This window comes from Nitrososphaera viennensis EN76 (assembly GCF_000698785.1).
Lineage (GTDB): Archaea > Thermoproteota > Nitrososphaeria > Nitrososphaerales > Nitrososphaeraceae > Nitrososphaera > Nitrososphaera viennensis.
In genome coordinates this window covers 936096-961872 of sequence record NZ_CP007536.1, presented here as the reverse complement: position 1 = coordinate 961872, position 25777 = coordinate 936096, and the positions used below count along the sequence as shown (strand labels likewise).

Annotated in this window: 30 protein-coding genes and 1 tRNA gene; 18 read left to right on the top strand and 13 right to left on the bottom strand. The window is 55.2% G+C overall.

Annotated features, from left to right (window positions below):
- The first annotated feature begins 46 nt into the window (after positions 1-46).
- Entirely contained in the window at positions 47-625 is a 579-nt protein-coding gene (locus NVIE_RS05505) for a hypothetical protein (protein WP_075054390.1), read from the top strand.
- 7 nt (positions 626-632) lie between these two features.
- On the opposite strand, the gene NVIE_RS05500 is transcribed toward NVIE_RS05505, so the two are convergent.
- Entirely contained in the window at positions 633-818 is a 186-nt protein-coding gene (locus NVIE_RS05500; RefSeq protein WP_075054389.1) for a hypothetical protein, read from the bottom strand.
- 198 nt (positions 819-1016) lie between these two features.
- Positions 1017-1661 carry a DUF4443 domain-containing protein gene (locus NVIE_RS05495; RefSeq protein WP_075054388.1) on the bottom strand — a complete coding sequence of 215 codons (645 nt, stop codon included), beginning with the start codon at positions 1659-1661 and terminating at the stop codon, positions 1017-1019.
- A 113-nt stretch (positions 1662-1774) separates the two neighbouring features.
- Here NVIE_RS05495 and NVIE_RS05490 point away from each other — a divergent pair, with 113 nt between their 5' ends.
- The 9 genes from NVIE_RS05490 to NVIE_RS05450 all read left to right on the top strand — a co-directional run bounded on the left by NVIE_RS05490 (position 1775) and on the right by NVIE_RS05450 (position 8843).
- On the top strand, positions 1775-2008 hold the full coding sequence (locus NVIE_RS05490; RefSeq protein ID WP_075054387.1) for a CbtB domain-containing protein: 234 nt from the start codon (positions 1775-1777) through the stop codon (positions 2006-2008).
- A gap of 15 nt (positions 2009-2023) precedes the next feature.
- Positions 2024-2755: a CbtA family protein gene (locus NVIE_RS05485; protein WP_075054386.1), complete on the top strand. Its 732-nt coding sequence runs from the start codon at positions 2024-2026 to the stop codon at positions 2753-2755.
- 39 nt (positions 2756-2794) lie between these two features.
- Positions 2795-3214, top strand: a complete 420-nt coding sequence (locus NVIE_RS05480; RefSeq protein ID WP_075054385.1) for a type II toxin-antitoxin system RatA family toxin — start codon at positions 2795-2797, stop codon at positions 3212-3214.
- Positions 3215-3242: 28 nt separating this feature from the next.
- Positions 3243-4502: a glycosyltransferase gene (locus tag NVIE_RS05475; RefSeq protein ID WP_227717489.1), complete on the top strand. Its 1260-nt coding sequence runs from the start codon at positions 3243-3245 to the stop codon at positions 4500-4502.
- An 87-nt stretch (positions 4503-4589) separates the two neighbouring features.
- Positions 4590-4898, top strand: a complete 309-nt coding sequence (locus tag NVIE_RS05470) for a winged helix-turn-helix domain-containing protein (RefSeq protein WP_075054384.1) — start codon at positions 4590-4592, stop codon at positions 4896-4898.
- 45 nt (positions 4899-4943) lie between these two features.
- The gene (locus NVIE_RS05465; protein WP_075054383.1) at positions 4944-6164 is read left to right on the top strand and encodes a S1C family serine protease; all 1221 of its coding nucleotides are present in this window, start codon (positions 4944-4946) and stop codon (positions 6162-6164) included.
- A gap of 54 nt (positions 6165-6218) precedes the next feature.
- Positions 6219-7394, top strand: a complete 1176-nt coding sequence (cofG, locus tag NVIE_RS05460; protein WP_174405429.1) for a 7,8-didemethyl-8-hydroxy-5-deazariboflavin synthase CofG — start codon at positions 6219-6221, stop codon at positions 7392-7394.
- The gene (gene cofH, locus NVIE_RS05455) at positions 7384-8646 is read left to right on the top strand and encodes a 5-amino-6-(D-ribitylamino)uracil--L-tyrosine 4-hydroxyphenyl transferase CofH (protein WP_075054381.1); all 1263 of its coding nucleotides are present in this window, start codon (positions 7384-7386) and stop codon (positions 8644-8646) included. The genes cofG and cofH overlap by 11 nt, the downstream gene beginning before the upstream one ends.
- A gap of 60 nt (positions 8647-8706) precedes the next feature.
- Positions 8707-8843: transfer RNA gene (locus NVIE_RS05450), tRNA-Trp, on the top strand.
- 123 nt (positions 8844-8966) lie between these two features.
- On the opposite strand, the gene NVIE_RS05445 is transcribed toward NVIE_RS05450, so the two are convergent.
- Positions 8967-9281: a hypothetical protein gene (locus tag NVIE_RS05445; protein ID WP_075056013.1), complete on the bottom strand. Its 315-nt coding sequence runs from the start codon at positions 9279-9281 to the stop codon at positions 8967-8969.
- A 98-nt stretch (positions 9282-9379) separates the two neighbouring features.
- Here NVIE_RS05445 and NVIE_RS05440 point away from each other — a divergent pair, with 98 nt between their 5' ends.
- Positions 9380-9826, top strand: coding sequence for a hypothetical protein (locus NVIE_RS05440; RefSeq protein ID WP_227717488.1), 447 nt, complete (start codon positions 9380-9382; stop codon positions 9824-9826).
- A 125-nt stretch (positions 9827-9951) separates the two neighbouring features.
- On the opposite strand, the gene NVIE_RS05435 is transcribed toward NVIE_RS05440, so the two are convergent.
- Together NVIE_RS05435 and NVIE_RS05430 are read right to left on the bottom strand one after the other, a co-directional pair.
- Positions 9952-10326 carry a hypothetical protein gene (locus tag NVIE_RS05435; protein ID WP_075054380.1) on the bottom strand — a complete coding sequence of 125 codons (375 nt, stop codon included), beginning with the start codon at positions 10324-10326 and terminating at the stop codon, positions 9952-9954.
- A gap of 78 nt (positions 10327-10404) precedes the next feature.
- Positions 10405-10656, bottom strand: coding sequence for a helix-turn-helix domain-containing protein (locus tag NVIE_RS05430; protein WP_374213670.1), 252 nt, complete (start codon positions 10654-10656; stop codon positions 10405-10407).
- 252 nt (positions 10657-10908) lie between these two features.
- Here NVIE_RS05430 and NVIE_RS05425 point away from each other — a divergent pair, with 252 nt between their 5' ends.
- Positions 10909-11379 (top strand): cupredoxin domain-containing protein, encoded by a 471-nt coding sequence (locus tag NVIE_RS05425; RefSeq protein ID WP_075054378.1) that lies wholly within the window; start codon positions 10909-10911, stop codon positions 11377-11379.
- A gap of 324 nt (positions 11380-11703) precedes the next feature.
- The gene (locus NVIE_RS05420) at positions 11704-13329 is read left to right on the top strand and encodes a M23 family metallopeptidase (protein WP_075054377.1); all 1626 of its coding nucleotides are present in this window, start codon (positions 11704-11706) and stop codon (positions 13327-13329) included.
- A gap of 109 nt (positions 13330-13438) precedes the next feature.
- Here NVIE_RS05420 and NVIE_RS15855 read toward each other — a convergent pair whose 3' ends face one another.
- The gene (locus tag NVIE_RS15855) at positions 13439-13690 is read right to left on the bottom strand and encodes a hypothetical protein (RefSeq protein WP_075054376.1); all 252 of its coding nucleotides are present in this window, start codon (positions 13688-13690) and stop codon (positions 13439-13441) included.
- A 23-nt stretch (positions 13691-13713) separates the two neighbouring features.
- Here NVIE_RS15855 and NVIE_RS05410 point away from each other — a divergent pair, with 23 nt between their 5' ends.
- Positions 13714-14163 carry a cupredoxin domain-containing protein gene (locus tag NVIE_RS05410; RefSeq protein WP_075054375.1) on the top strand — a complete coding sequence of 150 codons (450 nt, stop codon included), beginning with the start codon at positions 13714-13716 and terminating at the stop codon, positions 14161-14163.
- Here NVIE_RS05410 and NVIE_RS15305 read toward each other — a convergent pair.
- Genes NVIE_RS15305 through NVIE_RS05400 form a run of 3 tightly spaced genes read right to left on the bottom strand, consistent with a single transcriptional unit; the run spans position 14160 to position 15862 of the window.
- Entirely contained in the window at positions 14160-14297 is a 138-nt protein-coding gene (locus NVIE_RS15305) for a hypothetical protein (protein WP_158435108.1), read from the bottom strand. The genes NVIE_RS05410 and NVIE_RS15305 overlap by 4 nt on opposite strands.
- 23 nt (positions 14298-14320) lie before the next feature.
- Positions 14321-15517 (bottom strand): Rossmann-fold NAD(P)-binding domain-containing protein, encoded by a 1197-nt coding sequence (locus NVIE_RS05405; protein ID WP_084790645.1) that lies wholly within the window; start codon positions 15515-15517, stop codon positions 14321-14323.
- A 45-nt stretch (positions 15518-15562) separates the two neighbouring features.
- Positions 15563-15862 carry a hypothetical protein gene (locus tag NVIE_RS05400; protein ID WP_075054373.1) on the bottom strand — a complete coding sequence of 100 codons (300 nt, stop codon included), beginning with the start codon at positions 15860-15862 and terminating at the stop codon, positions 15563-15565.
- A gap of 137 nt (positions 15863-15999) precedes the next feature.
- Between NVIE_RS05400 and NVIE_RS05395 the strand changes: the two genes are divergently transcribed.
- The gene (locus NVIE_RS05395) at positions 16000-16224 is read left to right on the top strand and encodes a hypothetical protein (protein WP_075054372.1); all 225 of its coding nucleotides are present in this window, start codon (positions 16000-16002) and stop codon (positions 16222-16224) included.
- Here the strand turns inward: NVIE_RS05395 and uvrC are convergent.
- Genes uvrC through uvrB form a run of 3 tightly spaced genes read right to left on the bottom strand, consistent with a single transcriptional unit; the run spans position 16211 to position 22665 of the window.
- Positions 16211-17818: an excinuclease ABC subunit UvrC gene (gene uvrC, locus NVIE_RS05390; protein ID WP_084790644.1), complete on the bottom strand. Its 1608-nt coding sequence runs from the start codon at positions 17816-17818 to the stop codon at positions 16211-16213. The genes NVIE_RS05395 and uvrC overlap by 14 nt on opposite strands.
- A 1-nt stretch (position 17819) precedes the next feature.
- Positions 17820-20678, bottom strand: a complete 2859-nt coding sequence (gene uvrA, locus NVIE_RS05385) for an excinuclease ABC subunit UvrA (protein WP_075054371.1) — start codon at positions 20676-20678, stop codon at positions 17820-17822.
- A 4-nt stretch (positions 20679-20682) separates the two neighbouring features.
- Positions 20683-22665 carry an excinuclease ABC subunit UvrB gene (gene uvrB / locus NVIE_RS05380; protein ID WP_227717487.1) on the bottom strand — a complete coding sequence of 661 codons (1983 nt, stop codon included), beginning with the start codon at positions 22663-22665 and terminating at the stop codon, positions 20683-20685.
- 97 nt (positions 22666-22762) lie between these two features.
- Here uvrB and NVIE_RS16055 point away from each other — a divergent pair, with 97 nt between their 5' ends.
- Positions 22763-22891 carry a hypothetical protein gene (locus NVIE_RS16055; protein WP_258914173.1) on the top strand — a complete coding sequence of 43 codons (129 nt, stop codon included), beginning with the start codon at positions 22763-22765 and terminating at the stop codon, positions 22889-22891.
- A gap of 116 nt (positions 22892-23007) precedes the next feature.
- Positions 23008-24648 carry an asparagine synthase (glutamine-hydrolyzing) gene (asnB, locus tag NVIE_RS05375; protein WP_075054369.1) on the top strand — a complete coding sequence of 547 codons (1641 nt, stop codon included), beginning with the start codon at positions 23008-23010 and terminating at the stop codon, positions 24646-24648.
- Between the two features lie 158 nt (positions 24649-24806).
- On the opposite strand, the gene NVIE_RS05370 is transcribed toward asnB, so the two are convergent.
- Positions 24807-25355 carry an ArsR/SmtB family transcription factor gene (locus NVIE_RS05370; RefSeq protein ID WP_075054368.1) on the bottom strand — a complete coding sequence of 183 codons (549 nt, stop codon included), beginning with the start codon at positions 25353-25355 and terminating at the stop codon, positions 24807-24809.
- A gap of 106 nt (positions 25356-25461) precedes the next feature.
- Between NVIE_RS05370 and NVIE_RS05365 the strand changes: the two genes are divergently transcribed.
- Positions 25462-25773 carry a hypothetical protein gene (locus NVIE_RS05365; RefSeq protein WP_075054367.1) on the top strand — a complete coding sequence of 104 codons (312 nt, stop codon included), beginning with the start codon at positions 25462-25464 and terminating at the stop codon, positions 25771-25773.
- Positions 25774-25777: the final 4 nt, after the last annotated feature.

The following is a 25777-nucleotide window of genomic DNA, read 5'->3' as shown; positions in this document are numbered from 1 at the left end:
TTTCTTTTACATAAGACATATCTGGAAGCAGGATGGGGCGTACACCATGACAACTGCCAAACAACAGCAGCAGGCAGCAGCAATACTTGGCCTTAGCGCAATTCTGGTGGCAGGGATGGCATTTTCAGCCCTCCTGTCCGGCAACGTTGCGCAGGCTCAGGGCGACAACCTGGGCATGTCTGACCGCATCACGGCGGCAATGAAGGACAACAAGCGTATGGTCGCAAGCGGCGTGTTTTCAACCATGCAGACCGGGGCAGACGGCGCCCACTGGCTGGTCTATGGCCCGTGGAGGATGATAGTCACCCAGCCTGACGGCGGAAATGAAAACCCGAACGTATCGTTCAGGGCATCGGTCAGGATGGTCATGACAGACGGCAACGCGATGCACAGGCACGCGATAAGCGACTTCAAGGTGAGCAAGTGGTTCTCAGACGATTCCTCAACCACCCTTGAGGGCAAAGCCACGATAACCACGAGGGACGGGCCGGTCGAAACGCCAGTCACGATCAAGATCCTGCAAAAGCAGGTGATCGTATTCACGATTGACACGAGCGTCCTGAACCACTTTGGAGAGACTCCGCTCTACGGCATAGTCGGCATGGTGAGGACGCTGGGGAACTGACTAGTCCTTACTTTTCCTCTTCTTTTTTCTTGTCTTCCCGCGCCTTTTCGTAGCCTTTCTGCGCCGCTTCTTTTGCGCCGTCGTACGCCTTTGTGCCTACCTCCGCGCCTTTTTCGATTCCCTTCTTGCCAAGCTCTGTGCCCTTTTCAACGCCCTGCCCTGCCGCATCCTTTAGCTTTTTGAGAAATCCCATATGCAGGCCGTTCTGCTATTCTTCTACTATATTAAATTGCCCGAAGTTAGTTCTAGAGTACTGGGTAAGTCGTAAATTACTACCAGGTTTATTTGGCCTACTTGGTATGGAAAGCGCATGGCAAGATTGGTAAGAAAAGAGGACAACGGTCCCTTGGCGCCAAGGTCTACGCCTACCGCAAGGACTGAAGTCGGCTGGCTAGCTGGCATGCTTTTCGTGCGCCATTATGGTGGCAAGTGCCGCGCTTTTTGCGGCAAGCTCGGCCACCTTGCCCTTTTCCGCGCTGCCGATTATCACCACGTCGCCTTCCTGCGGCTTTAGCGTGTCGGCAAGCTCTTTTTTGAGCGTCTGCTCTTTTTTCAGCGGGTCCTGCCCGCTGTCAGGCATGGCAAACCTGCCGTCCCGGTACAAAAGGGTGGTCGCGCCTGCTGCGCCCATCTTTATTGCAGCATCCCGCTGCTCGATCCCCGACCTGACCGCAAAGCCAAACTCGCGCAAAAGAACTGCATAGTTGTGCCTGCCCAGCGCAACCTGCAGCCTCGGCAGGTCCATTTCCGCCGGGATTGCCGATGCAAGGCCCTCAAAGATGCCCCTGCCCTTTGCGGTCATTTTCGTGCCGCCGTTTGAGGTCTCTATCAGGCCTGCCATCTTCATGTGCTTGACGAGGGTCTTTACCGCGCCCCCGCCAAGGGCAAGCTCTTTTGAAAGAGCGTCCCTGCTCACGTGGCCGCGCCTGCTCATCAACTGCAAGGCCACAAAGACGTGCACCTCTCCAAAGGAGAGGAGCCTGCTTGGGGCGTACCTGCTTGCCACCTTTTCAAGCGCTCTTACAAAAGTGTGCACTCTCTTTGGTTGCCCGAACAAGTATTTACGTGCCGCGCAAAGGGTTGGATAAACCGTCCAGTTGGACAAACTGTCTCATTCTTTATATAACACCAGATTGCATGCGAAATAGAATGTCATTTACTAACCAGATCGCACGAGCAACGGAAGGAGTTCCCAAGATTGCTGTTGGCATTCTGATTGGCGTCCTTGTATTCGGCATCTTTGCAGTGGGCTTTGACCAGGGCCAGCTGTTCGCGCTGGCGCAGGGCAATCCTGCCGATCCGGCAAACCCGGCGTACGGCGAATTGCTGATGCACGAATTCACGCACGACATGAGGCACGCCGCAGGATTCGCATGCCACTAAGGTCCGAGAAATAAGATGAAGACCCTGACTTTTATTGCAATTTCTCTTTTGTCCGGCGTCATTGCCGGGAGTATTTTGGCGCTTGTCAACCAAGGTGTTGTCCTGCCTTTCATCGAAAAGGCGATAGACATTGAAAACCAGAACGCCATGGCACAGGGAGAGATGATCGATCCTGTAGCCATGAACGCGTACAGGCTGTGGCAGAGGGAAGGGAGCGTTGCCGCAGGCGCGCTCCTCGGGCTTTCGTACGGCGCCCTTTTGGGCGTCGTGTTTGCCTACTCGCGAAAGAGCCTGCCGGGTAAAAACAACATCAAAAAAGCCGTCCTGCTTGCCGGGATAATGTGGGTCGTGATATACCTTGCAGTCGCGGTAAAATACCCTGCAAACCCGCCGGCCGTGGGCAACCCTGACACCATCTACCTGCGCATGACCCTTTACGTTGCCATGCTGGCGATTTCCGGCGCTGCAGCAATCGGCTCTGCGTTTCTTTACAAAAAGATGGGGCCGTCGTCAAAAAGCGCAAGAAAGGCAGTCGCTCCAGCCGTGTACGCTGCAGTGGTGATAGCGGCGTTTTTTGCGCTGCCGGCGAACCCCGACGAGGTTGCTGCGCCTATGGATCTCGTCAACGGCTTTAGGATCGCAAGCGCCGCCACGATGGCGATGTTCTGGCTGGTCCTTGGAGCGGTCCTTGGCGTGCTGTGGGACAGGACCAAGCCGCACGAGACTGCAACGGTAAAGGCGCTTTAGACAAATATACCCGGCAACCTGATACCCATATTACAGAATATGCCAACAATCAACGTAAGCCGTGAAATCGGGGCGCCGCTTGACAAGGTGTGGGGTGTCATCTCCGACGTCGACAACGAGGCGCAGTACTGGCACGGCACCAAGTCGGTCCGCAACATCAGCAAGAACGGCAACGTTATCCAGCGCGAAGTGGTGATCGCCTTTAAAGACTCCAAGACGATGCAGACAGTCACCCTGAACCCGATGACTTCAATCGAGACTAGGATCACGGAAGGGCCGATAACCGGGAGCAGGATCGTGACCCTGAGCCCTGCAGGTGGCGGCAGCAAGACCAAGGTCGACGTGGCATGGGACTTCAAGCTTGCGGGCCTGCTGTCAGTCTTTGGCGGCATGGTGAAAAAGCACATCGGCGAGGGGACCGAGCAGGCGCTGGAGCGTATCGCCGGGGCAGTCGAATAAATAACGTCTCTCTTTTTACAAAAATCACATGATGGATCCTGCCCTCGACGCGGCAATAGCGGCCATCAATTTCGCGCTGGCCGCGATATTTGCCGGGATATTTGGCGTCTGGGTGTACTTTTTGACATACATGGCAAAGTCGTTCCGCCTTGCGCCGAGGATGGAGGATCATTATTATTACCTTGCGCCTGCAGATGGCGGCAACAGCAGGCCCCGGGTGAGCGTGATCCTGCCGGCAAGAAACGAGGAAAAATACATCGCGTCCTGCCTCGACACGCTCCTTGCGCAGGACTATCCAAACTTTGAGGTAATAGCGATAAACGACAGCTCGACCGACAGGACAGGCGAGATAATCCAGTCCTATGCCGCCAGGGACAGCCGCATAGTGTACGTGAGCACGCCTGCCAAGCCGGAGGGGTGGGCCGGCAAGAACTGGGCCTGCCACCAGGGCTACAAAAAGGCGTCAGGCGAGTACCTGTTTTTCACGGACGCCGACACCAAGCACGAGCCGGATGTCATGTCGCTTGCCGTGGGCCGCATGCTGTCAGAGGGCCTCGACGCGCTGACCGCGATGCCCCGGCTTCTCTGCAACGACTTTTGGACAAAGGTGACGCTCCCGGCGCTTTCCACGTTTCTGCACACCCGGTTTTCGCCCCTGCGGGTAAACAACCCGAAGCAAAAGACCGGCTACTTTTTTGGCAGTTTCTTTGTGATAACCAAAAAGACGTACGAGGCGGTCGGCACGCACGAAGGAGTCAGGCAGGAGCTGGTGGAGGACGGCGCGCTGGGGAGCAAGGTCAAGGCCGCCGGCTTTCGCATGAAGATGGTGAGGGGCGAAAAGCACGTCGAGGCGATATGGGCGCGGGACTTTACGACTCTGTGGCACGGCCTGCGCCGGCTAGTCATCCCGCTGTACCACCAGGATCACGCAGGCGCCCACCTGATAGCGACCGCGGTGTTCTTCATAATGTTCGCCCCGTTCCTGTTCCTTGCCTACACGGTCCCGGTCTTTGCGCTTGCTGCCGCTGCAGGCGGACTTGCGGGGCTGTCTGCGACAATCCTGCTTGGCGTCCACGTCGCCACAATCATGATGCTGCTTGCGACTACTGCCGTCCAGAGCAAGCATGGCGTCATGCAGAGCCCTGCCTATGCGCTTGGCTCGCCCCTGTCCGGAGCCCTCATCTACCTTGGCTTTGCGTCGGCAATAGTCGACGCACGCAAAAAGGGCGCGGTCAGCTGGCGCGGCAGGCAGTACACGGTGAGCGAAAAGCAGGACTTTATGCACTGAAACAGGCCCGGAACGGCCGTTTCAACTGCAAATTCCGCCCTTCCCCTAATTTATTGACCCCATGATACAGTACGGCAGAACAAAGATATGTCGATACCAGAACGCAAGAACAACAGGGGAAGGATACAGATCATGGGCGACGTGCTCGGACTTGCGACGTCCGGGATACGCAAGACCCATATCATGTACCGGGCCAACCTGAGCTACGAGCAGGTGCACATGTACCTGTCAGAGCTCATCGAGCGCGGGCTGCTTGTGCAGAATGCAACCGACGAGGGTGTGGTGTACAGGACTACAGAGCGCGGCAGGGAGTTCCTCTACTTTTACACAAAGATAGTGGACTTTCTCGATATTCCGCCGCAGGCTGGCCTTGAAATGCCGTACCTGAGCAAGTGACCGGGGAAAAAGATTATTAGCGCAAAAGGGGCCTTTTTCTTCAGGTTGCACAAGGGATTACTTGCAGCGGCAGTCGCCGTCGCTGCAGTCGCTATCTTTTTCGCTTATTCGCAGTTCAATTCCCTAGACTGGGCGCCCAAGGGGCCGCTGCCTGACATATCAAGGCTGATAACCAACGCCGGCGACAGCAGCAATACTGACAACCCGCGCGCAGGACTCCAGAACAGCGCCTTTGAAGTGGGGCGTGTCAGCACCGTCGAGGCCGCGGATTCAGAACTGACGCTTCCAGACCTTTTTGACAAGGCAGGGCCGTCCGTGGTGCAGGTGTCTGCAAGCAACGACGCCTCCGAGCAGGGCAAGCTCGGCTCGGGGTTCGTGTACGACGACAACGGCCACATCGTCACCAACCTGCACGTCGCATCCGGCTCCAACCAGCTTGACGTCACGTTTGCAGACGGGACGATATACCGCGCGACGATCCTTGGCTCAGACCCGTACACAGACCTTGCTGTGCTCTACATCAAGGACGCGCCAAAGGAAAAGCTCGTGCCCCTGCCCCTTGCCGACTCGACCAAGATCCGCGTGGGCGAGCAGGTCGCGGCGATAGGGAACCCCTTTGGGCTTTCAAGCTCGATGACTGCCGGCATCGTAAGCGGTGTCGGGCGCCTCATCCCCTCGCAGGATTCCGGCCCCCTCCCGTTTTTCATCCCGGACATCATACAGACCGACGCGCCGATAAACCCGGGCAACTCGGGAGGCCCGCTGCTTAACATGCGCAGCCAGGTAATAGGCATCAATACCGCCATCCGCTCGACCACCGGCGAGTTTGCCGGCATCGGCTTTGCAGTCCCGTCAAACACCATATCCAAGATAGTGCCGTCTCTGATACAGACAGGCAAGTTCCAGCACCCGTGGGTCGGGATCTCTGGGGCCGACATGACGCCTGGCCTGGCAAGCGCGCTCAAGCTCCAGGAGCCCCGCGGCGTCCTTGTGGTTGAAGTAATTGGCGGGAGCCCCGCCGAAAAGGCCGGCATCAAGGCCGGCAGCACCCCGACCCGGGTGGACGGCCAGACCATACCTCTTGGCGGCGACATTGTGCTTGAGCTTGACGGCCACCAGATAAGGAAGGTCGACGACATACTCGTCTACCTGCAGAGGGAAAAGACCGTGGGCGACAATATGGATGTGACCGTGCTGCGCGACGGCCAGCTGCAGCACATACAGGTGCGCCTTGATCCAAGGCCGTCAACGCAGGAACTGCCGTAGAAAAGGACACTGTGTTTATTAGACGACCCGGCAATAAAATACAACATCACAAACATGCTGGCCGACTCGGAAACGCTTTCAAGAGCGGTTGAAAGGCCCGGCGCCCTGACACGCCACGACGCCATGCGCCTGATGGCCGAATGCCCCACAGAGGAGCTCGTGTCAGCCGCAGGCAGGGTGCGCGACCTGGCAAGGCCAGGCGGCATCGTGACGTATTCCAGAAAGGTGTTCATCAATCTTGTTAATCTGTGCCGCGACACGTGCTCGTACTGCACGTACAAAAAAGAGCCGGGCGACCCGATGCTCTCGATGCTTGGCCCCGGCCAGGTGCTTGCGATAGCAGAGGCTGGCAGGCGCGCCCGGTGCACGGAGGCGCTGTTTGTCACGGGCGAGCGCCCCGAGCAGAAATACGGCGAGGCAAGGTCGTGGCTGTCGTCGCTTGGCCACTCGTCCACCGTCGACTACATCCGCGAGATGAGCGAGCTCGTGCTTGCAAAAACAGGCCTGCTGCCGCATACCAACGCCGGCAGCATGACGAAAAAAGAGATGGCGCAGCTGCGCGACACCAACGTCAGCATGGGAGTCATGCTTGAAACGTCAAGCGAGCGGCTGATGGGCAGGGGTATGGCCCACGAGGGCGCGCCGAGCAAGAACCCAAAGGTGAGGATAAAGACGCTTGAAAGCGCCGGCGAGCTAAAGATACCTATGACGACAGGAATACTTGCCGGCATCGGCGAGACGCCAGAGGAGCTTGTCGACTCGCTGTTTGTGATAAAGGAGCTGCACGAAAAACACGGCCACATCCAGGAAGTGATACTGCAGAATTTCGAGCCCAAGCCGGACACCGGGATGGCAAACTTTGCATCGACTCCAAAAGAGTACTTTTTGCGCGCAGTCGCGGTTTCGCGCCTCGTGATGCCTGCAATGAACATACAGGTGCCTCCAAACCTGAACCCTGCAATCTATGGCCGCTACATCGATGCCGGCATCAACGACTGGGGCGGAATTTCTCCGGTTACAATCGACCACGTCAACCCCGAGTTTCCCTGGCCTACCATCGAGTCAGTGAAGCAGGTCACGGAGGAAAAGGGCAAGCATCTGCGCGCCCGGCTGCCTGTTTATCCAGAATATCTTGAAGGTGGATTTATATCGGAACGCCTTGAAGAGTATGTGCGCTTGCTTTCTGACCACTCGGGCCTTGTAAAGGAGGAGTATCTAGGTGGCGCTTGACTCTGTCCTGAAAAACGCCGACCCCGTGGTGGCTTCTGCGCTTGACCGCGCCCTTTCAGGCAAGGACATCACGGTCGACGAGGCAGTCGCGCTTTTTGACTGCACGGGCCTTGAGATGAACCTGCTTGTCACCGTGGCAGACGAGCTCCGGCGCCGGACGGTGGGCGACACCGTCACGTACGTCGTCAACCGCAACATCAACTTTACAAACGTCTGCATCAAGCAGTGCGGCTTTTGCGCCTTTTCACGCGATTTCCGCGAGGAGGAAGGCTACTTCCTCCCAAACGAAGAGATAGTGAGGCGCGCCAAGGAGGCGGCGTCGCTTGGCGCAACGGAGGTCTGCATACAGGCAGGGCTTCCGCCCAAGATGGACGGCCACCTCTACATCGACATATGCAGGGCCGTGAAAAAGGACCTGCCGGACATGCACATACACGCCTTTTCGCCAGAGGAGGTGCTGTACGGCGCGGTGAGGTCCGGGACGCAGACCTATGACTACCTGAAGATGCTCAAGGAGGCCGGGGTCGGCAGCCTTCCCGGCACCGCGGCAGAAATCCTGGACCAGCCGCTGCGCGACGTGATATCGCCGGGCAGGATAAAGGTCGACGAGTGGGTGTCGATAATCAAGCAGGCACACTCGCTTGGCATTGCGACGACTTCGACCATAATGTACGGCCACATCGAGACGTCGCGCCACAAGGCAGAGCACATCGCGCTCTTGCGCGAGATCCAGAAAGAGACGCACGGCTTTACCGAGTTTGTCCCGCTCAGTTTCGTCCACACGGAGGCGCCGATGTACAGCCACCACACGGTTCCGGGGATACGCGCCGGCGCGGACGGAAACGAAGTAGTCAAGATGCACGCGGTGGCAAGGATAATGCTGAACAACCACATACCAAACATCCAGGTGTCGTGGGTCAAGGAAGGCGCAAGGATGTCGCAGCTCCTGCTTGCCGCCGGCGCAAACGACTTTGGGGGCACGCTGATAAACGAGAGCATCTCGACTGCGGCAGGCGCGCAGCACGGCCAGCTCATGAGGCCAAAAGAGATAAGGCAGCTGATACGCTCGTCGGGCAGGATTCCGGCGCAGCGCTCGACCACGTACAAGCTGCTAAAGACTTTTCGTGACGAAAGCGACGAGACCGAGTCTGCACTTGACAGCGCAGACTCGGCTCAGTTTGGCTCGTACCATCAGCTGGTAAAACTGGACAAGTTCAGGTACAAAGACGCCAAGAACAAGCCAAGCCCGTGAAGAAAGATAAGACTTATACAGACATCTTTCTGCTATCAAAAACACACGGTGCCACTTGGTGGGGTCGTAGCGAAGCCAGGCATCGCAACGGGCTCCAGATCTAACAACAAATGGGCTAGTTAGAGAAAGAAACCCGTGGGTCAAGGGTTCAAATGGCTGCGGTTAATCCCGCGCCAGGACAAATCCCTTCGGCCCCACTTACTTTTTCAGAATAAATCTCTTCAATATCATGGAGGACTACAATCGCCACAGTAACCGTTGAATGCCGCCAAAACCGTCCAAAACTGTGTGTGCCTATCTTGGTACTGCGATAAAAAACTTCAGAGGGCGGCCACATCAAGACGGTGTATGCGTCCATCGATGACCCTGAACCGCCACATGGTCTTCATGTCCCACTGATCCGAATGGAATAGTCCGACCAATTCCAAACCGTTACTGTCTTCTCTCTCCACATCTAGATGACCATGTGCTTGAAAGATTTCTCTATCCGCCCACTCTTTCAGCGGCTGTAGGTGGCCATCATCGGTAAGCTCTGCCGACGGGGCAAATGCAGCAAAGAACGCCTCTCTATTACAGTCACGCATTGCAGTTATTACCGCTCGTACCGCGGGGTTCGTTAGCTCCTCATCTCTCATTTTCTGGTCTCTACTACTATTGATATGTTGATGTAGCAAAAATATTTTAGGCATTTGGCAAGAATGCCGGTGTTAGATAGCAAGTAAGCAAGGTATTGATGAGCATAGTTTGCAGCACTATCAATCGCCTAAAATATTTGTATTATAGAGCTCTGAATATGCGATTATTAAGAATTGGCTGGATGCTGCTTCTAGCCACCGGAACCGCAATCCTTGGTTTTGGATTCGTAATTGCTGCATATCCACAAATTTCTCCTGATTACTCTGGCGCTAAAGAAGTTGAGTTACTACGAACAATTGGTGTCGCGACAACTGGAATGGGAATATTTGGTGTCATGATTACCCTAAAGGCTTACAGAAGAGGAGAAAAATGGGTATGGTTTACTCTCTGGTATTATCCTGTCTTTTGGACAACACATTTGGCACTTGGATTGCCGCCAGGCAACGATCATATTCATCAAATTGTTTTCATTGTTCTATCCCTTTTGGGATTGCTGCTGCCGGTCAGACATTTCTTCTCCTCCTCAAAAAGTATGCAATCATAACGTGTCAAAATTGAGAGTTACCGTAGCATAGCAAGGCATCATAGCCGCTAACAGAGAGCAAGCCTGATGCCCCTACTCTCTTTTTGGGCAAAAAAATCTACTGGGATGACAAGTTGTAGATGATCTCACTGTTGTTCTTTCTTTTCGCTTTTTTCTTCATCATTTTTTTCAAAATCCAGCCTCCTGTCAAGCTCTTTCTGCAATTTCCTGTACATGCGGTATTTGCGCGTCCACCTTGAAAACACGATCCACTGCCTGATCCCCACTCCAAGCCATATGAGAAAAACCGCGACTGCAATGATGGGGATTGCAACTCCCGGGTTGTTGCCACCAGTCACTGCATTGATGACAATGGCAGAAACTGGTACGACGGTGATGAACGAAATGACCATTATGATTATCATCTTTTTTGTGAAATCCAGTTGTCGAATGACATTGTCCAGTATCTCAAGCAGGTTCTCGTGCGCAGTCTCTTTCTTGCCGCTGCTGTGATCGGTCAAGTCACTCATTAAGCGATGATCCCCTCTGCCGCATTATAAAGAAGGCAGTAACTGTGTTACCTGCTGCTACATCCGTGCTCATTTCTTCCTGTCCTCTCCCCTTGGAAACAGTAGCTCATAGGGCTCTAGTACCGCCTCGACGATTTCTTTTCCTTTCTCTGAAACCCTGTACTTGATTATTCTGTTCTGCTCTCCCCATGGTTCTTCAAACCTGATTATCAGCCCCTTTTCCACCAGCTCGTCAATGATCGGCTTGTGCTTGACGTTGTTGAGCCCGCAGTAGCTCATCAACTGGCTCTGGTTGAGCTCCCCATAATCGCTTAGTTTCAAGATGATGTCCTTCCTGATGTAAATTCTCTCTCGGTGCGCATGTACCAATTTGACTCAGTTGCCACAGACGTGCTACTATCTGACCAGAGCAAGAGCAGCAGCAGCCGCCGCCGGTGTTGTCGTCGTTGCCGTTCTCTTTTTTCCAGTCACCAGTTCTACCTATTGGCGAAGCAAATAAGCATTCAGGTAACTCAGTTACGTAGGACAGGTGAACAATGGTTAAAGCAAGAAATTCATTCATCATGCCTGTCCATGGTTTGGAAAATTGTGATAATTGCAGTGGCAATGGTGATATCGTCAATCATCATAGCCGGGGCCATCGCGGCGGCGCAGGTACTGGGAGGCGGCTTTGACATCCCCGACGACATAGGTCAGCAGCCAAGAGGAGGGGGAGGCTCTGGACAGGGTTCGCAACAGCAGCAACAAGGCTCGTCCCCTGCCGCCGTGAATGGGACAAAGGTGAGCATAATTGACAATTCAAAAAGCAACTCGTACAGTCCAAATCCTGTCGAGATCAAGGCCGGAGAAACGATCACCTGGGTAAACGACGACTCTGCCGTGCACACAGCGACCTCCAATGACGGCACTTTTGACTCTGACGTTCTGAGAAGGGGCCAGACATTCAGCTTTACGTTTGACAAGGCCGGAGAATACCCATACTTTTGCGCCATCCATCCTAACATGATAGGAACGGTAGTAGTAGTGGCAGCGGCTGCATCATAAGGAGGGGGATGACAAGCCGCCGCCAGTCTTTTTAAAAAATTTTAGAAAGGTAGACCTGGCATGCGGCACAGACCTGCTTGATATTTTATGCATTTTTTTTCTGTTTCAGTTAAAATTTCTACACATACGCACGCTTTTCGACTGCTACCTGATAGAATGAAATTGCACTTTCTTTAAATAGCTAATTTCTATGTGCTAGGTATTGTCTTTAAACAGAAAAATCATGAATGAGTGGCATCTAATGGATATATTCCATAAAAATGCCGTAACTAGCGCGCATCGGATAACAGTTGCTTCGACCTTGAGGCAAAGGGGCGAGTCGTAGTGGCCGGGACAATTTATGCTGCAGCATGGAGGCCAGGTACCGGCGCCCAGTGGTGGGTCTCGGGAAAAAGCTACGCCGATTTCAAAAAGATAGACAAGGACTATTTCAACAAAGGCCTGCGGCTTGTAGACCTCGAAATACACAACGGCAAATTTGCAGGCATATGGCGCCCCGGCACCGGCGCCCAGTGGTGGGTGTATGGCAAGACGTACGCGGAATTCAAGGCAATAGACAAGGGATACTTTGACGATGGACTGCGCCTTACAAACTTGCACATATACAACGGCAAGTACGCCGGAGTGTGGAGGCCAGGTACCGGCGCCCAGTGGTGGACATCCGGCAAGACCTACTCTGAGTTCAAAGCAATAGACAAGAAATATTTCGACGACGGCCTCCGTCTGGTCGACCTTGAAGTGCGTGACGGCAAGTACGCCGGCGTCTGGCGCCCCGGCACCGGAGCGCAATGGTGGACTTCTGGAAAGACTTTTTCCGAGTTCAAGGCGCTGGACAAGGGCTATTTCGACAAGGGGTTGCGCCTGACTGATCTGAACATAACCAATGGCAAATACTCTGCCGTATGGCGCCCCGGCACCGGCGCCCAGTGGTGGGTGTCGGGATACGACACCGAGGCGTTCGTAAGCCGCGACAAGGAATATTTCGACAAGGGACTGCGTCTCGTAAGAATGGCCCTGAGCGACAGCGCATGCGACGGCAAGTGCATGAACCAGGTCGTGATGCCTGAAGGCTCGTACAACTATGGCATTACAAGAACCAAGATCCACTGCCCCGGGCTACCAAACACCTGTGGAAATCCTGGAGCAGGAGAAGTGGTGTATTACCGCTGGCCGGTTACCCTTCAAGGGGACAGGAGGTACGCAAGGCTCTCCGCGCTTTATTTTGACGGCGCTCCCTTTACTCTTCCGTTTACAGACAAAAAGGTGGTAAGGGGCGGGACGTGGCTTTACAAGCCCGGCTCGTGGCACCACGCCATTGACTATTACCGCAACGACGGCAAGAAATTCGGGGTAGTCGCAGCGGCCTCCGGGACTGTAGTCCACATAGGGTGGGATTGGTGGTCAGGCAACACTATTGTCGTGAGCCACGACGCAGGCGGCGTAAAGGATGCTTTTCGTACCGTCTACATGCACCTTGCAAACGGCCCGAGTGCAGACTGCAAGGCGTCCTGGGCCCAGACCGTGCCCAACCTATCGGAGCCGCGGCTTTCGCAATTCAAGAAATACCTTAACGACACCGGCTGCAAAAAAGACGGCAGCGGCACGCCGCAGGAAAAGTACTGGGGCAAGGAGTCGGAAAAGATAGACACGGGCATGCTTGGCAAGAAGGTCGACAGGGGCGCGTTTCTTGGATGGGCAGGAGACACGGCGCCCGGCGGCTGCGGATGCACAAGCGATGAGGTCGACTACGAATGGAAGGGCGGTACAAACACGCACCTGCACATCTTTTTTGCCCGGCGCGACCCGTCTGACAACGAATGGTACTTCATAGACCCGTACGGAATCTATGGGCCTCCAGAGTGCTACCCGAAAAACCTCACCGACCCGATAAGCACGCCCTGCGCAAGGTACTCGATCTCGTGGAAAGGAGGCAAGCCGCAGTACCCGTAGAGTGGCGAATGCAAAATCCCCGCCGGCTTTTTTTGTCGTTGCTGCTCTTGCCGCCGGCGTACAAGAGTCTGAAAAATTTCCGGATACCCAAAATAATATCAATAAGCTGTCACTCTACTAGAACAATGGCAGCTAAAAAGGCAAAGAAGTCCAAGGCGAAACCGAAAAAGAAGTAAGTAATTTTCGGCAAGCCTCTCTTTTGGCGCTGCTTTGGCCGCAAGCCGCGCCAACGATACAGGTCCGGCGGCCATACGTCTTTTACATGAAAAAATTTCCGCAGCAACGATATCAACCTTTGTCCAAACGTTTGGACTAATTTCCAAATAAAACGCCGCCCATACTTGCGGCGTGCAAGCGGCAAGAAGCCACGCTGCCGGAATAAGCATGACTGCGTTCATTGTTGCCGTGGCTGTCAGCCTGGCATACTACCAGTACGTGTACGTGCCAGAAGCCAACAGGACGCCTTATGTCCCGCCAGAAGTACGAAACCCAGAGCAAACCATCCCGGTCACCATCGTAAAGGACGCAGGCTTGGAGTCAAACCCCAAGAACTATGTCCCAAACGATGTGCGCGCCGTTCTCGGGCTGTCAAATAAAGTGACCTGGATAAACCAGGATCCTAATTTTCATACCGTGACAAGTGATGATGGCTATGTCGATGCCATAAGCGGCAAGTTCGATTCACAGGCGCACCTTGACGAGACTTTTAACGGCTTCATTGCCGGGGGTGGCTCGTGGTCATTCACGTTTACAAAAGCCGGAGATTACGCCTATCACTGCGTCCCGCATCCTTTCATGCAGGGCGTGATCCGCGTCGTGGAAAACTTTGCCTAGGTCGAGCAATTGTTGTGGTGATGGTCGTCTGACCCGCAGCCGCAGCAGCCCTTGTGGCAGTGGCCTTCCTTGTCGTGGTAGCCGTACTCGTGCTGGCACGCCGGGCAGAGCATGTGCGAGTCTTTAGCTTCCAACGCTCTTCCAGCAAAAGAGCCGGCTAAAAGGCCTTTGCATGGCTGTGGGCCCTTGCGACTGCCTCGTCAAGCACCTTGCCTTTTGCTATGCTTGTGGCCCGTACAAGCTCCGGCCTGGCCTGGCTGGTGGCAATGGCCCTGACGTAGTCGGTTATCGCGTTTGACAGCGCCATTGACGCATAGCGGGGGACGATGGACGGCATGTTTGGGACGCGCACAAAGACGTTGCCAAAATAGTCTATCTGCGCCGGCGACATTATGGTGCCCATGCTTTCAGGCGCGTACCTGCCGGTCGAGTCGACAAAGGGAAAGTTTCCTCCCTGATCTATGGAAATGTCGATTATCACCTTCTTGCGTACCTCAGACGCGTTCTTTAGCGTCGTTTCGTCAATCATCCTGTCTGCCTTTTCCTTGTCGTACGTCGCGCCGATTATCGCGCTTGCCCCCTTTATTGCGTCATAGTCGGCGCTTGCCACTACCGAGCACCTGCCAAGGCCAAGCTCGTGCAGGTATTTTCTGCGGCTGTCCCTCTTTTCCACTATCGTGAGTTTCGCCCCAAGCGCATGGCAGACCCGCGCAGCCATCTCGCCAGCTGTTCCGCCTCCAAATATTATCGCCTGCCTGTCATGCAGCGACAGGCCGCTTGCCAGCGCGCCGTCGATCTTGCCCTCTGCGATGAGCTCAAAGTCTTCGATGAATTTTGTTTTGACCTGGTCTGCACCCGCCTTCATGCGTAGCGACCTGTCGTGCCTGAACGCATAGTTGTGGAAAAACCCTGACCACACGCCGGCAAGGGTCCCGGCGATCCTGCTCATGGGCATCAAAAGAGGCGTCTGGCCGTTTCCGTCTATTACCTTCTCAAACGAGATGAACGTGGCGCCTGATCTCACCGCGGCGTTGGTCAGCTCGCGGCTTGACTCAAAGTGGTTGTAGCCAAAAATCACGTGCCTCTGCGAAATGTGCGCGTGCTCGCCCTTGCCGACCTGGATCTCTTTTACCTTGACCACTAGGTCTGCCCTTGAGTACAGCTCGCCGGCGTCGCCTGCAACCTGCGCACCAGCAGAAACATACTCGGCATCTGAAAAGCCGCTCTTGGCTCCCGCGCCGCGCTCGACTGACACCTTGATCCCTGACGCGACCAGCGACGCGACAGAGCGCGGGGTGAGCGCGACCCTGTTTTCATGATCTTTTATCTCCCTCGGGACGCCTACTATCAACAATATTATACGCAGGCTATATCCAAAATTTCCTATTATTATTTTTCCCTAGCGTATGACCTTGGATATCTCGGCTGTTGAGCCAAAGGTGTCTTTTGCCTCCGGGATGTGCCTCTCGATGGCCTTGTGGGCCGAGTCGACAAACACGTCTGCAGGGTCCTGCTTCTTGAAGGCCTTCAGGAGCCTGTTTGTGGAAGAGCCCAGCTTTTCAAAGTAAATGGCCGAGCTTTCCTCGATTATCATGTCCGCGTCATCGCACGAGATCCCGTTCTTTCTCAGGTACTGCTCCAGCTTGCTTGCAAAGTGAGCAAAATGCACCGAATATGGGTTATCGTCAAAAGCTGACACGCCTTTCCACCACGGGTATACATGCACCTACCATGCATTTTAATTTTGCATATTCTGCCTTTTTTCCTCCCGGCGGCTGTTGGTTGTGTGCCGTTTTGCTATAGAAAGTTTAAGACGCAGCAAGGACACTTTATTGCATGGTCGAAAAGAGCAGTAGCGGTGGTCTCGGCCCCGACTTGTACATGTGGCCCCTGGTGGCAGGCAGGATGGCTACCGAGATGGCCATGACTGCATCAATTTCCATTGCCAGGATGGTCCAGATAGCGGCCCAGTCTGCAGACACGGCCCTTGCCAAGTACATCGAGCTTGCAGAGCAGGAGATGAAGAGGGCACAGCGCAGGGAAAGCGTCAAGGTCGAGTGAGCCTTCGCAGGTTCTTGTTGTACGCAAGGCCGAACCTGTGCGCCTCGTCACGCGCATGCTGCAGCATTCTCAGCGCCGCGCTCCTCCTCGGCAGAACTATTGGCTCCTTTGCTCCCTGCACGTGGATCTCCTCGTTTTCCTTGGCAAGGCCAATGCACGGCACGATGAGGCCCGTCGAGGCAAGCGCAGAGGTGGCCGCCCCAAGCTGGCCCCTGCCGCCGTCTATTACCACGAGGTCGGGCAGGTCCTTTGCGTCCTTGTACCGGCGCCTTACAAGTTCGGCAATCATCGCAAAGTCGTTCTGGCCTGAAACAGTCTCTATCCTGAACTTGCGGTAGCCCCCCTTGTGCGGCCTGCCGTTTACAAAACGCACGCTAGAGCCAACCGCAATGTCCGTGCCAAGGTTAGAGACGTCAAAGCAGTCGATTGTCTCTGGCATGACGGAAAGCGCAAGCGCCTGTTTCAGTTCCACGACCGCCGGCGCGTAGCCCCGCTCGACGTACATTGACAGGTTTTTCATAATCAGGTCGACAAGCTGGCGCCTCTCGCCAGAGTTGCCGGCGGCCGCTATCTTTACCGGGTGCCCTGCAAGCTTTTCAAGCGACATCAAGAGCACGCCCTTTTCCTCAGGCTCTTCGCTGGTGAATATCATCTGCGGGATTGCCGGCGCCGATGAATAGTACTGCAGAAGAAACGACGAAAACGAGTTGTCTGCCACAATATCAAACTCGAACTTCCTCCGGTCGCTTATGACGCCGTGGGTGCGCTTGAGCGCCATGACGTGCGCCACGCCCTTTTTCTTGTCGCGCACAATCCCGACGTACTCTTCGTGGGGCCTCTTGTTCGCCTTCTCCATCTTTTGCCTTATGCGCAGGTCGCTCAGGCGATAGAGCGTGTCGCGGATCTCCCTAGCGCGCTCGTAATCGCCAATGTCAGACGCGCGCTTCATCTCCACCTCCATTTCCTGGGCAAAGCGCTCGACGCTGCTCTTGCCTTCAAGTATTTGGCGCAGCGCGTCAATCCCTTCCATGTATTTTTCCCGCGTCACGTTTGCGATGCAGGGCGCGTCGCAGTTCTTGATGAAATACTGCAAGCAGGGCACCTTTGGCAGGCGGGTGCACACCCTGACCTTGAACAGCTTGCGCAGGAGCCCTGCCGTCAGGTATTTTGAGCTGCCGCGCACAAACGGGCCGTAAATCCTCCCCCTTGGGCCGGAGAACTCGCCGTTTCTGTTCCGGCGCGCGACAAGGAGCCGGGGAAACTGCTCGTCGGTTATCTTTAGGTACGAATAGCGGCTGTTGTCCTTGAGCTCGATGTTGAACACCGGCCGGTAGCGCTTTATCAGGTTGGACTCTAGCAGGAAAGCCTCGATCTCGTTGTCGGTGACCATGAACTCAATGTCTGCTATTTCCTGCACGAGCCTTGCGGTCTTGCCGTTGTGGTCGCGCTTTGTAAAGTAAGAAGTGACGCGCTTGCTCAGGTCTTTTGCCTTGCCGATATAGATTATCTGGCCCTTTGCGTCCTTCATCAGGTAGACGCCCGGGTTTTTTGGGATGCGCTTTTCCCGAAGGGTTGCTGTGGTTATCATCGTCATTTTACTTGCGCCGCACCAGCCTCTGGTCCATTGCAAGTTTCTGCTTCAGGTACTGGCCGGTGTAGCTTGCGGCGTTTTCGCTGACCTGCTCGGGCGTGCCTTCGGCCACGATTGTGCCTCCGCCTTCTCCTCCCTCGGGCCCGAGGTCCACTATCCAGTCTGCTGAGGCAATGACGTCTAGGTTGTGCTCGATTATGATGGCCGTGTTGCCAAGTTCTACCAGCCTCTTTAGCACGTGCAACAGCTTGCTCACGTCTGCAAAGTGCAGGCCGGTGGTCGGCTCGTCAAGGATGTATACTGTCTTGCCCGTGTCGCGCCTTGACAGTTCTGCCGCAAGCTTGATCCTCTGAGCCTCTCCTCCGGACATCGTGGTCGCCGGCTGGCCAAGGCGCAGGTAGCCAAGGCCAACGTCGTTTAGCGTCTGCAGCTTTTTTGTTATTGCAGGTATGTTTGAAAAGAACGACAGGGCCTCTTCTATCGTCATGTCAAGGACGTCAGAAATCGTCTTGCCCTTGTATTTTATCAATAGAGTCTCCGAGTTGTAGCGCCTGCCCTTGCACTCGTCGCAGGTGACATAGACGTCGGGCAGGAACTGCATCTCTATCTTTTTGACGCCGCCGCCCTCGCACGCCTCGCACCTGCCTTCTGACACGTTGAACGAGAACCTGCCGGCGGTGTAGCCCATCTCCCGGGCGTGCGGCGTCCTGGCAAACAGCTCGCGTATCGGCGTAAAGGCGTTGACGTATGTCGCGGCGTTGGACCTGGGAGTCCTGCCAATGGGCGACTGGTCGATTCCTATCACCTTGTCGGCGTGCTCTAGGCCGGAAATGCTGCCGTGCTTGCCGGGCCTGTCTTTTGCGCCAAAAAAGTGGCCTGCAAGGGCCTTGAACAGTATGTCGTTTACAAGCGTCGACTTGCCAGAGCCAGAGACGCCGGTGACTACTGACATGCAGCCAAGCGGGAACCTGACGTCGATGTTTTTCAGGTTGTTTTCCTGCGCGCCGTGCACGGCAAGCCACTTGCCTGGCTTTTTGCGCTCGTGCATGTGCGCCGCAGTCTGCTCGCCGCGCAGAAACGCGCCGGTGATGGAATCGCAACTAGCAACAATGTCCGCAAGGGTGCCTGACGCGACTATCTGGCCGCCGTGTATTCCTGCCCCCGGGCCGATGTCTATTATCCAGTCTGAACTGCGTATCACCTCCTCGTCGTGCTCGACTACAACAAGCGTGTTGTCAAGGTCGCGAAGTTTCTTTAGCGTATCAATCAGCCGTGCATTATCGCGCTGGTGCAGGCCGATTGTCGGCTCGTCAAGGACGTACAGGACGCCGGTGAGGTTAGAGCCTATCTGCGTCGCAAGCCTGATCCTCTGCGATTCGCCGCCGGAGAGGGTCGCGCTCATCCTGTTGAGCGTGAGGTAGTTGAGGCCGACGTTTCTCAAAAACTCTAGCCTGGACATTATCTCCTTCAGTATCGTCCGGGCGATGTAGCGCTCTGTCTCTGACAGCTCTATTTTCTGGAAGAAATTGTAGCAGGCGTCAATGGACAGGTCGCAGACCTGCATTATCGACCTGTCTCCTATCTTGACTGCAAGCGCCTCTTCCCGCAGGCGCCTGCCGCTGCAGCGCTCGCAGGGCCGCTCGCGCATAAACTGCATGAGGTCTTCGCGCTTGCTCTCAGACTCGGTCTGCCTGTACGTCCGCTCCAGGTTTGGGATCACGCCCTCAAACGTGCCGTTGTATTCCCAGCGGCTGTCGGAATACTTTGACTCGTACTTGAAGTGTATGTTCTCGTCGGTGCCGTACAGGATGACGTTGAGCTGCCTCTGCGTCATCTTGGAAACAGGCATGGCAAGGTCAAAGCCGTATTTCCTGCCCACGTCCTTTAGCATCGACGCGCGGAAAGTGGCAAAGTGCCCCGTCCACGGCCTTATTGCGCCCTCAAGGATGCTCTTTTGCCTGTCTGGTATTATCAGGTCGGGGTCAAACTCGATTTTTATGCCAAGGCCGTTGCAGCCCTGGCAGGCGCCAAAGGGCGAGTTGAACGAAAACGTGCGGGGCTCGATGTCGCCTATGCTTATCTCGCAGTGGGGGCACGCGTTTTTCTGCGAGTACATCGTGTCCTTGCCGTCCACCGACACGACTACAGTGCCACTTCCTACTTTTAGCGCCGACTGGACTGATTCAAAGAGCCTGCTTTTTTCTTCAGCTGACGGCTTTAGCCTGTCGACTATTACCTCTATCGTGTGCTTTTTCTGCTTGTCAAGCCTCGGCGTCTTGGGTTTTTCATCCTCTTCCTCGAGGTTTGTCACCTCGCCGTCAAGCCTTATGCGGGAGTAGCCTTCATGCTTTAGCTCGTCGAACAGCTTTTCGTACGTGCCCTTTTTTGCCTGCACGACGGGCGCAAGCACCATCACGCTCTTGCCTTCCGCCGTCTTTAGCACCGACTCTGTGATCGAGTCAACGGACTGGCTTGCAATGCGCCTGCCGCACCTGGGGCAGTGCGGGATGCCGATCCTTGCAAAAAGCAGGCGCAAATAGTCGTAGATCTCTGTCACGGTGCCGACTGTCGAGCGCGGGTTCTTGCTGGTGGTCTTTTGCTGGATGGATATCGCCGGCGAAAGCCCGTCTATCGAGTCGACGTCGGGCTTGTCCATGAGCTCCAGAAACTGCCTTGCGTACGCCGACAATGATTCGACGTACCTGCGCTGGCCCTCCGCGTATATCGTGTCAAACGCAAGCGTCGATTTCCCCGAGCCTGACAGCCCTGTAATCACGACAAGCTTGTTCTTTGGGATCTCGACGCTTATGTTCTTCAGGTTGTGCTGCCTTGCGCCCCTGATGATTATCTTGTCGTGCGCCATATTGTCAGGACACCTCAGTGACAGGCGTCACGTCGCCAAGCGCCCTTTTTATCCTTGCCAGCTTTTCCCGGAACATTATCGCCTTCTCAAACTCTAGCTCCTCGGCATATTTCTTCATTGTCGCCTCTGTCTCTATCGCAAGCTTTAGCAGGTCGCGCCGGGTCATCGACTTTGTCTCTGCCGCCTCGGCAACTTCACCGGGCGCCGTGCTTTCTGGCACCGGCTTGACGATCGTCTTTGGAGTTATCTTGTGGCGCCTGTTGTAGTCAATCTGGCGCTTGCGCCTGCGCTCCGTCTCCTCGATAGCCTCCTCCATCGATTCTGTCATCCTGTCGGAATACAGTATCACCATGCCGTCAAGGTTCCTGGCCGCCCTGCCAAAGGTCTGTATCAGGCTGGTCGTGTTGCGCAAAAAGCCTTCCTTGTCAGCGTCAAGTATCGCCACGAGCGAGACCTCCGGGATGTCAAGGCCTTCCCTCAGCAGGTTGATTCCCACTATTACGTCAAATTCGCCGAGGCGCAGTTGCCTTATCAATTCTGTGCGCTCCAGCCCCTCTATCTCGGAGTGGAGGTAGCGCACGCGCACCTCGTTTTTCGCCAGGAATTCTGCAAGGTCCTCTGCCATCCTCTTTGTGAGGGTTGTCACGAGCGTGCGCTGGTCGCGCTTTGCCCTGGCTTTTATTTCACGGATGAGGTCGTCCATCTGGTTTTTCGTCGGCCTGACCTCCACCTTGGGGTCCACAAGCCCCGTCGGCCTTACTAGCTGTTCAACGACTTGCCTGCTCGTCTTTAGCTCGTACGGGCCCGGCGTGGCAGAGACAAACACCGTGTTTTTCAGGTATTTCTCAAACTCTTCAAACTTCAGGGGGCGGTTGTCAAACGCGCTTGGCAGCCGGAAGCCAAAGTCCACGAGCGACTTTTTTCGCGTGTGGTCGCCGTTATGCATGCCGTGCAGCTGCGGAATCGTGACGTGCGACTCGTCTATTACAAGGAGAAAGTCGTCGCCGAAAAAGTCAAGAAGGCAGAACGGCGGCTCGCCCGGCCTTCTCCCGTCAAAGTGGCGGGAATAGTTCTCGATGCCAGAGCAGTAGCCAAGCTCCTCTATCATCTCTAAATCATATTTCGTCCTTGAGGCGAGGCGCTGCTTTTCAAGTTCAGAGGGCAGCCGCGGCAGCCACTCTTGCAGTTCGCTCTTTATCGACCTGACTGCGTGCTCGCGGGCCTCCTCTGCGGTGATGTAGTGCTTCGCCGGAAATATCCTCACAGCGCCTGCCTCGCGCAGCTTTTTCATGCTGACGTGGTCGTGGATGCTTATCCTCTCTATTTCGTCGCCAAACATGGATACGCGGATAACGTCGTCAGAGTAGCCGGGTATGATGTCAATCGTGTCGCCCTTTGCGCGAAACGTGCCGGGGACAAGCGCAAGGTCGTTTCGCTCATAGCGCGCGTCTATGAGGCTCTTTATTATCGCCTTTCTGTCGATCATGTCTCCCCTGGCAAGGGCGATCGAGCTGCCCTCCCACTCTTTTGGTGAGCCAAGCGAGTATATGCACGAAACGGTCGCGACTATGATGGTGGGCTCGCCGGACATGAGCATCGCGGTAGCCTCAAGGCGCATCTTTTCAATCTTTTCGTTGACCTCCGTGTCCTTTTCGATGTACGTGTCTGTCTGCGGGATATAGCTTTCCGGCTGGTAATAGTCGTAAAAGCTGACGAAATATCCGACGTTGTTTTCAGGAAAGAATTCCTTGAACTCGGCGTACAGCTGCGCCGCAAGCGTCTTGTTGTGCGATATGACAAGCGTGTTCTTGTTTGTCCTTGCAATGACGTTTGCAATGGTAAACGTCTTGCCGCTTCCTGTCACGCCAAGGAGTGTCTGCCTCCCGCCCTTTTGCACGTTCTTTGCCAGCTTTTCTATGGCCTCCGGCTGGTCGCCGCTGGGGGCAAACACGTCTGCAAGGCGGAATCTTCCTGTGGCTGAGAGCAAGGGGCTGTAAATTTCCAATTCAAGCATATATTGGTAGTGATGCATAAACACGCACGCAAACACTTATCCGCCGGCAGATTTTCAACTGTCAGCCGTTATGGCGAAAAAAAGGTGCGTCAGCTGCAAGCAAGAAGTGGAGGAAAGCAATTTTGTTGGAAACCAGTGCAAGGACTGCCACGCGGCATATCTAGAGTCGCTTGGCGGCGAAGACCAGTATTCGTCATGACCGCGGGATATTGATCTGCAAAAAAGCTGCATAACATTCCCGGCAAACTCTTTTAAATCATGTACGGGTAGTTTGGGCAGATGCCTGACTGCGTGTCAGGTTTTGGTTAAAGAAAAATGTGTGGAATTGCAGGTGTATTGAGTAAACGTGGAGGGAACGTCGCGCCGCTTGTCGGCTCGATGCTTTTTAGCATGGCAAGCCGCGGGCCGGACGGCGCCGGCGTCTCTTTTGAAGGACAAGTGATACGTTCGCAATCAGTGGCAGACCTTGACCTTGGCAAGATGTGCGCGCAGAGCGTTATCGGCCATTCGAGGCTTGCCATCGTGGGAGGGACGTGCGGGACCCAGCCTTTCAGGAGCTGCGACAGCAGGCTGACTCTGGAGCACAACGGCGAGATATACAACTACAAAGAGCTAAAAGCGCGAATCGAGGGGCGCCACACCTTTACGACAGAAACCGACAGCGAAGTCATAGTGCACCTGCTTGAAGAGCATTACAACAACTCCTGCCGCGACCTCCTTGAAGCAGTCAGGAGGACCGTGGCGGAGCTTGATGGGGTCTATGCGCTTGCGATACGGGACGAAGCAACGGACACCACCGTGCTTGTGAGGGACAGGCTTGGGGTCAGGCCGATGTACTATGCGGAAAACGAGCAGATGGTGGCGTTTGCGTCAGAGCGCAAGGCGCTGTGGGCGGTGGGCTTTAAGGAGCCTACTCTGCGCGTGCTTCCCGGCCACGCACTCGTCATTGAAAAGGCCTGCACAAAGCCGCAGGTGCAGGTAGCCGGCCTGCTAAAGGCGCGGGTCATGCACAGGACAATGGCTTCTGCGGTTGCCGCCTATGAAGACGCGCTTGTCGCCGCGATGAAAAAACGCACGCAGGACGTGCAGCGCATAGGGATAATATTTTCCGGCGGCATCGACAGCGTGCTCGTGGCATACCTTGCAAGCAAGATGGTGCCTGAAGTGATCTGCTACACCTGCGGAGTGGAAGGGTCAAGCGACCTAGAGTTTGCGCGCCAGATTGCAGACACGCTTGGGCTGAAGCTTAAAGCAAACGAGCTTTCGCAGGACAGGGTCGAGCAGCTGGTGCCAGAGCTAATCCGGGTCATTGAGGAAAGCAACGCTGGCCAGATAGAAGTCGCCCTGCCCGTGTACGGCGCGGTCGAGCTTGCCAAGAAGGACGGGATACGCATAATGCTGACAGGACAGGGTGCCGACGAGCTTTTTGCCGGCTACAACTGGTACTCGTGCGTGGCCGAGCGCGAAGGCTACCGCAAGCTGCGCAGGCGCATGGCGCAGGACCTTTCGCTCCTGTACAAGGAGACGCTGGAGCGCGAGGACAAGATAACGATGGCGCACAGCATAGAGCTGCGCGAGCCGTACCTTGACCTGTACGTCGTCAAGGCATCGATGGAGGCAGACCTGCGCCTAAACGTCAGGCCAGGCGACAGGTTTGGCAAGCGCGTCCACCGCAGACTTGCAGAAAGGCTGGGCATACCGCACGATGTCGCCTTCAGGGTCAAAGAGGCCGCCCAGCACGGCTCTGGAATGCACGACATGCTTGAAGCCGTGGCAAGGAAGAACGGCTTTGACGAAGAGGCGATAACGGCGCGCTACCTTACAGAACTGCAGTCAAAGGAAAAGATGGGAAGCTCGCAAAGGTACGGGTACCTGTTTGAAAAAGAGAGCAAGCTGTGGGTCGCGGAGCCGCACGTGCAGATGTACCTTGACAGCATCGTGCACAAGGGGGCATAGCCTAAAATTATGTTCAGCTGTGCCAAAACGATTAGTGCTGTCTAACAAAAAACTCCGCGTCGCAATCATAATCGCGTGTGCCCTCATATCGTCGTCCCTGATCCTTATGGTGCTTGTCTGAGTGAGAGAACTAACAAACGAGAAAAAAAGAGTCTACGCTACTTGCGCTTTTGGTGCATGCTGATTGGGCTCTTGCCTAGGGCCGATATGGCCTTGCCGTAAATCTCGTGAATAAGCGCGTCGCTGCCGTACGGGACTTGCTTTTTCTCGTACGCCTTGGCGGTGCTCACCAAAAGGCGCGACAGGTTGTCAGAGATTGCGTTGACGGAATGCGAGTCATGGGCCTCTATGCCAAGGTCGTGCATAGAGATGACAGACCTTGCGCGCTCTAGGCTCTGGGGATAAAAGTAACGCGCGATGTCCTTTGGAAGCGCGTCAATGTCATACACGAAAAGGCAGGCCACCGGCGAAAAGAATTTCTGGATTATGCCGTGTTCCTCGGCGACCTTTTTGGTCAGCACGACCAGGCCGTTTTCTTTTAGTATCTTCATGTGGTAGTTGAGCGACGCGTCAGATAGCCCGAGCTCGTCGGCAAGCTGCGCCTGGGTCATCGGCTTTTCGCGCAAAAAGCTCAGGATTGCCCTGCGCATCGGGTCTACAAGCACCCTTGCAACTTCCGGATCTCTGACTACGTATACCGCTTTCATGGACTGCGTGGGTTATTTCTATTCAAGATATAACTTTAATGCTCGAATGTGGTTAGCTAACATGTGACCATTAGACTTATCTAACCGCTCCGACCCATTAATAAGCATGGCACAACAGATTCCAAGCAACTGCGACCCTGCGCTGGTAGAGATCGCGCGGGAGGTATGCTCGAAGGAAGGCCTTGATTTCGAGTCGCTTACTCTACACCAGACGCGGGGTCTGATGTACTATTGGTGCTCGACCTGCTCCGGCACGCACCCGCTGACCGACCTTGTGATACTGAAAAAGAAAAAGGTGTGTACCCACTGCGATACCCCTGTCAAGCTGTATGCGACAAGCAACAAATTTGGCAAGCTCCGCAGGGCAATATTCTTCCAGCACCTGGCAAAGGCAATAACTGGAAAAAAAGGCGACTAGCCTG